Here is a 7,763-nt window from a genome sequence, read left to right as displayed (position 1 = left end):
CGCTCCGAGAGTGCGACCGGGCCCGCCATTTCCGAGATTTTCCCGCAGGCAAGCTGAATGAACGATTTCGCGCACTCCGTTGCCGCGGCGCTGTCGCTGATCTCCGGCTTCGATTCCGAACTCATCGGGATCGTGCTGCTGTCGCTGCGCGTCAGCCTGTCGGCCAGCCTCGTCGCCCTGGTGATTGGCGCCCCCATCGGCGCGCTGTTGGCCATCAGCCGGTTTCCCGGGCGGCAAACCGTCATCGTATTGGCGAACGCGCTGCTCGGCCTGCCGCCGGTGGTGGCGGGGCTCGCGATCTATCTTCTGCTGTCGCGGTCCGGACCCATCGGATTTGCCGGGCTGTTGTTCACGCCATCCGCCATGGTGATCGCGCAGGTCGCGCTCACGACCCCGATCGTCGTCGCGCTGGTGCACCGCCCGGCCACGGCGCTGTGGGCGGAATATGCCGACCTGATGCGGACCGACGGCCTTTCCCGTTTTCGCAGCATGATGCTGTTGTTCTCGCTCGGCCGCGCGTCGCTGTTGACCGCGTTCCTCGCCGCCTTCGGCCGTGCCATCGCGGAGGTCGGTGCGATCATCGTCGTCGGCGGCAACATTCGTGGCTATACGCGAACCATGACCACGGCCATCGTGCTGGAAACGAGCAAGGGCGATCTGGCGCTCGCCCTCGGGCTCGGGCTGATCCTGCTGTCGCTGAGCGTGGCGGTGAGTACCGCGGCCTTCCTGCTGGTGGGCCGCGTTGGGGAAAAATGACTGATCGCCGCGACCTCGTCATCGGCGATCGTCTGTTGTCACAACGACCGCACCAGCGCGTTTGGCATCAAAAGGACTCGCGGAAGCGATGGATTCACTGACCCTGTTTGGATTGTTCGCGGTGTCGATGATGCTGGTCTGCTACGCGGCGGAGGACCGCAGTCCATGGTTCATCCCGGCGTTCGCGGTCGCCTGTGCACTCGGTTCGATCTACGGATTCCTGCAGGGCGCATGGCCGTTCGGCCTGGTCGAGGCAATCTGGGCGGTCGTGGCCGTGCGGCGCTGGCTCGGGCGACGGCAATAAGCAGAGGATTCTTCGCCCTTGAGGCACGTGACGGCCGCCTGTAACAATTCTGTCGCACAGCAAAACTAAACGGGAGCAGCGGCAGATCGCCGAAATTGCTTCTCACGGGGAGAACCTCATGCGCCGCGCCATTGTGTTGCTATCCGCAAGCCTGCTCGCGCTGTCCGCAGTCGCAGCGTCGGCGCAGAACGCCGCGCCGCGCAATTTGATCCTGTTCATCCCGGACGGCTTGCGCGGCCGTATCGTGACGCCGCAGACCGCGCCGGCGATGGCCGAACTCCGCGACAAGGGCGTCAACTTCAAGAATTCGCATTCGCTGTTTCCGACCTTCACCATGGCCAACGGCTCGGCGATGGCGAGCGGCCACTACCTCGGCGATACCGGCACCTTCAGCAACACGATCTATACCGGTTATTCCTCGGTGCCGGCCGGCGACACCGTGGTCCCCTTCATCGAGAACGATGCGGTGCTCGGCGACGTCGACGAGCATTTCAACGGCGACTATCTGAACGAAGACACCATTTTGAAGCTGGCCCGCGCACAGGGTTTCTCGACCGCCGCGATCGGCAAGGTCGGCCCGACGCTGCTGTTCGATCACACCGACCGCGGCAGGACCACGATCGTGATCGACGACTCCACCGGCGGCAAGACCGGCGTGCCCCTCTCGGACGAAATGAAGGAGGCGCTGACCAAGGCCAATCTGCCATTGACCACGCCCTCGCGCGGCGACAACGGCAAGGCCGGCGACGCTAAAACACCGGGCACCACGGCCGCCAATGTGCCGCAACAGGCCTACATGGCCGACGTCGCCACCAGGGTCGTGCTGCCGATGTTCAAGGCGCGCAACAAGCCGTTCGTGCTGGTGTTCTGGTCGCGCGATCCCGACGGCAGCCAGCACAATACCGGCGACAGCCTCAACACCATCACGCCCGGCATCAATGGCCCGACCTCGATGGCCGGCATCAGGAACGCCGACGACAATCTGGCGCAACTGCGCAAAGCGCTCGACGATCTCGGCCTTGCCGCCTCGACCAACATCATCGTCTCCGCCGACCACGGTTTTTCAACCATCTCGAAGGAGAGCAAGACCAGCCCCGCGGCGAAGATCACGTATGAAGACACGCCAAAGGATTTCCTCCCGATGGGCTTCGTCGCGATCGATCTCGCCAAGGCGCTGAACCTGCCGCTGTTCGATCCCAACAACAAAAACGCGCGGGTCGCCGATAACTCCCATCCAAAGGCCGGCAACGGCGTGCTCGGGCAGGATCCGGCCAAGCCGGACGTGGTGGTCGCCACCAATGGCGGATCGGACCTGGTCTATCTGCCGCGCAAGGACAGGAAACTCGCCGGGCGCGCGATCAGGGCGCTGCTGGAGCAGGACTATGTCAGCGGGCTGTTCGTCGACGACGAGCTCGGGCGTTTTCCCGGCACGCTGCCGATGTCCCAGCTTGGCCTCAAGGGCAAGGCGGTGACGCCGAACCCTTCGATCGTGGTCAATTTCCGCTCCTGGTCGTCCGGATGCGACGAGCCGGTCAATTGCTCGGTCGAGATCGCCGATACGGTGCTGCGCCAGGGCCAGGGCATGCATGGAAGTTTCAGCCGCGGCGACACCCTGAATTTCATGGCGGCGATCGGGCCCGACTTCAAATCGGGCTATGTCGATCCCCTGCCCGTCAGCAACGCCGACGTCGGCGCCACCGCGGCAAAGCTGATGGGACTTTCACCAAAACCCAAAGGCAATCTGATCGGCCGCGTCATGACCGAAGCGATGCCCAACGGCGCGACGGCGCGCGCCTTCTTCGGCACGGTGAAGTCGCAGCCCGCGGCGAATGGCCTGCGCACCGTGCTGAACTTCCAGCGCGTCGGCACCCAGCGCTATTTCGACGCCGCCGGATTTCCCGGCCGCACGCTCGGGCTGGATGGAGACGGCGGCAAGCAAAAAACCGCGGGGAAATAGCGCAGTGGTCCGCATGCATAGTCGTAGGATGGGTTGAGCTTTCCGCGAAACCCATCACCTCCATAACAAGCAAGTGATGGGTATCGCTTCGCTCCACCCATCTACGAAGGGCACAATCCAGGAACCTCGCTTTCGCTCAACCATCGGCGCGACAATCGGATGCCACATCTCTTCAACTTCCTGAAGATCGCGCAAACATTCACACGGCAAAAGGGCGAGTGAAGGCTACGCCGACCAGGCACTATCGAGCGATTTTTGCCTCGGCTACGCGCTACAAATTTGTTTCGCGAGCCAACTCCGGCCTTGTTTCCGGCTTGCGACGCCTGGCCGATCGCTGCCGCAACCCCTTCACTAGCTCACGCGGGCTGAAGGCGATCACCACCTCATGGTGGCGCATGCCCTTGCCGCCCTTGACGAGACCGAGATCGCGCACCAGGCAATAACGCCCGCTGCTCATGCGCGCCAGGCGACAACCCTTGAAGAAACCAAACATGCCACAAGGATGCACTGCTCCGCGATTCCGTCAATTCTTGACGGCCGCGAATCCTGCGGACGAACAAGTTCGCACTTCGTAGGGCTCAATACGCCCTGCGTGCCGATCATGAGGTTAGCGTCGATCGTGTCACGTGTTTTGGACGACTCAAATCATCTCCGTGATCCGTGTCCACGCGCTTCAAGACATCCGACAGAAGCCCTGGGTACCGTGCCTCGAATTTGGGTCCGCACACTGTGTCATGGCCGCGGGATCGGCGCCGAGACTATGATCGGCCGCGGTGGCCATCGTCGGCAGCGTTGTGGCGATGCACAGCGCCGCGACCGTCGCCGCGGCGTGCGCCTGCGATTTGATGAGATGTCCCACCATCGGCTGCTCCCGAGATTTTTTTCAGGCTTGTCAGCCTTCTTGATCCGGAAGCTGACATGGATTTCCATCCACGTCACTAGCCAGGCAGTTGAGGGCATCGTCGATAAAGTTCGCAGCCCGTCGGGCTGCGACACCGATGCGCTCGCAATGACGATCTGCAATGAACCTACATCATCCCGATATCGAGCACGTTGGACAGTTGCGACAGCGGCAATGCCGCCGCGCCGAGAACGGTTGCGACCATTCTTGCCAGCGTGCGGTTATGGCGGCGCTTGCCGCGCATCTGGCTCGCGATCCATTCCACCATCTGTGCATCGATTTTTTTGGCGTGCGCCGGCGCCCAGCTGGCGATGTCGGTGTCCGGCGACAATGCCACCGTGCGCGGCGGCACCGGCAGGCCCGACTCGGAGGCGGCATGATGGGCGACCGCCTTGGCCAGCAGATCGTCGAAACGTCCATCGTCGCTGCGCTCGGTAGCGGCATCGTTGATCTCGAACAACGCCTCGGCCTCGGCGCGGCTGACCGGCTGATGCGCGACGGCGCCAGCGGTCAGAATGCACGCGCACCAGGCGGCGTCATCAGCGTCCAGCGTGCGAGAAAAATGGATGCGGCCCCTGGTGGTCGGGCCCTCGCCGGTGATCACGCCGTCGCGCACGATGGTCAAGGCATGGGCTGCGCTCTTGCGGCAGGACGGTTGGAGGGCGACCAACGTTTCGGCAGGCTTGGTATTTGGGGCAGACATGGATGCACTTCTCGGTTTCTTTTTCCGGTCCAGCATTTCCATGCGGGCGCAAACGAGTGGTTAACGATTCGAAACCTGGATTCCGAAATTTTTAGATAGTTGCCGATTGGTCGCTGTGGCGCCGGTCACGGTTCGCCGAATTAGCAGCTGGCCGGGCGTGATGCGCGGTATAAAAGGCGATATCGGGGCCGGCAACGGGCTTTTGCGGCGATTGTGGCTTTTTCGCCGCATGGGCATGGATTAGAAGAAGATGCTAGGAGGTTCGGCCTGCGGAGAACGATCTCACCTTTTTCGGCCGGCGGTTCCCTTGAGACCCGCCCCGAGCTATCATCTCCGGGACATCCTCAAATCGAATTTCTCCGTAACCTGAATGAGATGAGGTAACAACATGGCACTCCAGATTGGCGCGGTCGCCCCCGACTTCGAAGCCGAGACCACCGAGGGCAAAATCAGGTTCCACGACTGGATCGGCAATGGCTGGGCGCTGCTGTTCTCGCACCCGAAGGATTTTACCCCGGTCTGCACCACCGAGCTCGGCGCGCTGGCCAAGCTGAAGGGAGAATTCGACAGACGCGGCGTCAAGCTGATGGGGCTCAGCGTCGATCCTGTCGACCGGCACGCGAAATGGTCCGAGGACATCAGGGAGACGCAGGGCGCGGCGCCGAACTATCCGATGATCGGCGATACCGATTTCAACGTCTCAAAACTCTACGACATGCTGCCGGCCTCGACCTCCGGCGACGCCGCGACGCGCACCGCCGCCGACAACCAGACCGTCCGCAACGTCTTCATCATCGGCCCCGACAAGAAGATCAAGCTGGTGCTGGTCTATCCGATGACCACCGGCCGGAACTTCCAGGAAATTTTGCGGGTGATCGATTCATTGCAGATGACCGCCAAGCATCGCGTCGCGACACCGGCGGACTGGAAACCGGGCGAGGACGTCATCATCGCGGGCTCCGTCACCGACGATGAGGCCAGGACGATCTATCCGCAGGGCTGGAAGGCGCCAAAACCCTATATCCGGATCGTGCCGCAGCCGAAGTGACGGACGCACCGCCGTCATTGCGAGCGAAGCGAAGCAATCCATACCACCCGCTCGACTGGATTGCTTCGTCGCTACGCTCCTCGCAATGACGAACTAGACCTTCGGCGCCAGCCAGTTCGCCATCAAAAGGCCGGCGGTCGAGGAGACCGCCGTCAACACCACGCCCCAGGACGTGTCGACGACCACGACCGCCCAGCTCCAGTGCTTGAGCAGAGACAGCGAGGTGAGCTCGAACGTCGCATAGCAGAACAGTCCGTACAGCGCGCCGTAGAGCAGCGCCGATTGCCAGGTCGCGCCTGCGGGGCCGTTGGCGAAGATCACGACGCCCGCGACGTAGAGCAGATAGAACAGGATCGCCGGCGCGAACCTGATCTCGCCCAGCATGTCGCCGACCTGCGAGGCGAAGAAGCCCCTGGCGACCAGGCCGAGGAACAGGAAATCGATCGGGATGAAGACGACAAACGTCGCCAGATAAAGCACAACATACCTGTTCACGGCAGCCTCCGGCGCGCTGGCGCACTGCCTTGTAGTACGTATCAGGGCCCGCAAAGTTGCAATGTCGGCGCGCGGACCCAATCTGCGTCGAGCGAGTTGACCATCTGATGCCCCCCACCTCGGCCCGCCCCTGTATCGTCTGGTTTCGCGACGATTTGCGGCTGTCCGATCACCCTGCCCTGCACGAAGCCGCCAGGACCGGCGCGCCGGTGATTTGCCTTTACGTTCTCGATGAAGAGAGCGCCGCCTTGCCGCCAAACGCGCGGCCGCTGGGACGTGCGGCGCGCTGGTGGCTGGCGCAATCGCTGCGGGCGCTGCAAGCGAGCCTTCACACGATTGGCGCATCGCTGGTGCTGCGCAAAGGGTCAGCCGCCAAGATCATCGCCGAACTCGCGCGCGAGACCGGCGCTGCGGCCGTGTTCTGGAACGACATTGTGCAAGCGCCGTACCAGGCGGTGGCCGATCAGGCGGCCCAGGCGCTGGAACAGATCGGCGTCGCCTCACAAGACTTCCCCGGCGATCTGCTGGCCTCGCCCACAAACGTCCGCACCAAGGACAACCGCGGCCTGCGCGTGTTCACGCCGTTCTGGCGGCGCGTGCAGTCGCTGGGCGATCCACCGCGGCCGCTTCCTGCGCCGAGGAAGCTGAGCGGCATCCCGGGCCTTGCCAGCGATGCGCTGGAAAGCTGGCAGCTTGAGCCGTCGCATCCGGACTGGGCTTCTGGCTTGCGGCAGAGCTGGACGCCGGGCGAGGCATCGGCGCAGGCGCGGCTCAAAACATTTCTTGAAGGCGCGGTGGCCGGCTATTTGGGCGACCGCGACCGGCCCGACCGCGATAGCACGTCAAAACTGTCGCCACATCTGCGCTTCGGCGAAATCAGCCCGCGCCAGGTCTGGCATGCCGCGCGCTTTGCCGCGGCCGCGCGCCCTCGACTCGCCGCTGATATCGAAAAATTCCTCAGCGAGCTCGGCTGGCGCGAATTCTGCCGCCACCTGCTGTTCGATATGCCTGACCTCGCCGCGCGCAACCTGCAGCCATCGTTCGATGCCTTTCCCTGGAAGCACGACAACAAGGCGCTGCGAGCCTGGCAGCGCGGCCGCACCGGCTACCCCATCGTCGATGCCGGCATGCGCGAGCTCTGGCACTCAGGCGTGATGCACAACCGGGTGCGGATGGTGGTGGCCTCATTCCTGGTAAAACATCTGCTGATCGACTGGCGCTACGGCGAAGCATGGTTTTGGGACACACTGGTCGATGCCGATGCCGGCAGCAACCCCGCCAACTGGCAATGGGTCGCCGGCTGCGGCGCCGATGCCGCGCCCTATTTCCGGGTGTTCAACCCGATCCTGCAAAGCGAGAAGTTCGATCCCGACGGCGTCTATATCAGGCGCTGGGTGCCGGAGCTCGCGCGGTTGCCGGCAAAACTCATCCATCAGCCCTGGACCGCGACACCGCTGGAACTCTCCGTCGCTGGTCTCGAACTTGGCAGGACCTACCCGCATCCGATCGTCGATCACAAGGCCGGCCGCGAACGCGCGTTGGCCGCTTATGCCAAGCTCCGCCATGCGAAACTTTAGCCGTCATTGCGAGCCAACGGGT

Annotated in this window: 8 protein-coding genes; 5 read left to right on the top strand and 3 right to left on the bottom strand. The window is 63.4% G+C overall.

The genetic code is table 11. The features are described 5' to 3' along the window. The first annotated feature begins 57 nt into the window (after positions 1-57). From WCE35_RS22345 to WCE35_RS22335, 3 genes are all read left to right on the top strand, one after another. Positions 58-756: an ABC transporter permease gene (locus WCE35_RS22345; protein WP_424595491.1), complete on the top strand. Its 699-nt coding sequence runs from the start codon at positions 58-60 to the stop codon at positions 754-756. 88 nt (positions 757-844) lie between these two features. Further along, positions 845-1,060: a hypothetical protein gene (locus WCE35_RS22340; RefSeq protein WP_424595490.1), complete on the top strand. Its 216-nt coding sequence runs from the start codon at positions 845-847 to the stop codon at positions 1,058-1,060. A gap of 118 nt (positions 1,061-1,178) precedes the next feature. Next, a complete protein-coding gene (locus WCE35_RS22335) occupies positions 1,179-3,017 on the top strand; it encodes an alkaline phosphatase family protein (RefSeq protein WP_424595489.1) in 1,839 nt (612 codons plus the stop codon). A gap of 271 nt (positions 3,018-3,288) precedes the next feature. Here the strand turns inward: WCE35_RS22335 and WCE35_RS22330 are convergent, their stop codons facing one another. Together WCE35_RS22330 and WCE35_RS22325 are read right to left on the bottom strand one after the other, a co-directional pair. After that, complete coding sequence (locus WCE35_RS22330; protein WP_424595492.1) at positions 3,289-3,474, bottom strand: hypothetical protein; 186 nt, start codon at positions 3,472-3,474, stop codon at positions 3,289-3,291. Positions 3,475-4,045: 571 nt separating this feature from the next. Continuing rightward, positions 4,046-4,621, bottom strand: a complete 576-nt coding sequence (locus WCE35_RS22325) for a hypothetical protein (RefSeq protein WP_424595488.1) — start codon at positions 4,619-4,621, stop codon at positions 4,046-4,048. A 388-nt stretch (positions 4,622-5,009) separates the two neighbouring features. Here WCE35_RS22325 and WCE35_RS22320 point away from each other — a divergent pair, with 388 nt between their 5' ends. Then, positions 5,010-5,669, top strand: coding sequence for a peroxiredoxin (locus WCE35_RS22320; protein WP_424595487.1), 660 nt, complete (start codon positions 5,010-5,012; stop codon positions 5,667-5,669). 93 nt (positions 5,670-5,762) lie between these two features. On the opposite strand, the gene WCE35_RS22315 is transcribed toward WCE35_RS22320, so the two are convergent. Beyond that, positions 5,763-6,164 carry a DUF2177 family protein gene (locus WCE35_RS22315; protein ID WP_424595486.1) on the bottom strand — a complete coding sequence of 134 codons (402 nt, stop codon included), beginning with the start codon at positions 6,162-6,164 and terminating at the stop codon, positions 5,763-5,765. Between the two features lie 107 nt (positions 6,165-6,271). On the opposite strand from WCE35_RS22315, the gene WCE35_RS22310 reads away from it, so the two are divergent. Then, positions 6,272-7,741 carry a cryptochrome/photolyase family protein gene (locus WCE35_RS22310; protein WP_424595485.1) on the top strand — a complete coding sequence of 490 codons (1,470 nt, stop codon included), beginning with the start codon at positions 6,272-6,274 and terminating at the stop codon, positions 7,739-7,741. Positions 7,742-7,763: the final 22 nt, after the last annotated feature.

Origin of the sequence: Bradyrhizobium sp., from assembly GCF_049691595.1 — a bacterium.
Lineage (GTDB): Bacteria > Pseudomonadota > Alphaproteobacteria > Rhizobiales > Xanthobacteraceae > Bradyrhizobium.
The sequence above is the reverse complement of the archived record's forward strand: the minus strand, read 5'-3'. Positions and strand labels throughout refer to the sequence as shown.

Coding starts and splice junctions, on each gene's coding strand:
- WCE35_RS22345 (WP_424595491.1), top strand. CDS start 58: ATGAACGATTTCGCGCACTCCGTTGCCGCGGCGCTGTCGCTGATCTCC.
- WCE35_RS22340 (WP_424595490.1), top strand. CDS start 845: ATGGATTCACTGACCCTGTTTGGATTGTTCGCGGTGTCGATGATGCTG.
- WCE35_RS22335 (WP_424595489.1), top strand. CDS start 1,179: ATGCGCCGCGCCATTGTGTTGCTATCCGCAAGCCTGCTCGCGCTGTCC.
- WCE35_RS22330 (WP_424595492.1), bottom strand. CDS start 3,474: ATGAGCAGCGGGCGTTATTGCCTGGTGCGCGATCTCGGTCTCGTCAAG.
- WCE35_RS22325 (WP_424595488.1), bottom strand. CDS start 4,621: ATGTCTGCCCCAAATACCAAGCCTGCCGAAACGTTGGTCGCCCTCCAA.
- WCE35_RS22320 (WP_424595487.1), top strand. CDS start 5,010: ATGGCACTCCAGATTGGCGCGGTCGCCCCCGACTTCGAAGCCGAGACC.
- WCE35_RS22310 (WP_424595485.1), top strand. CDS start 6,272: ATGCCCCCCACCTCGGCCCGCCCCTGTATCGTCTGGTTTCGCGACGAT.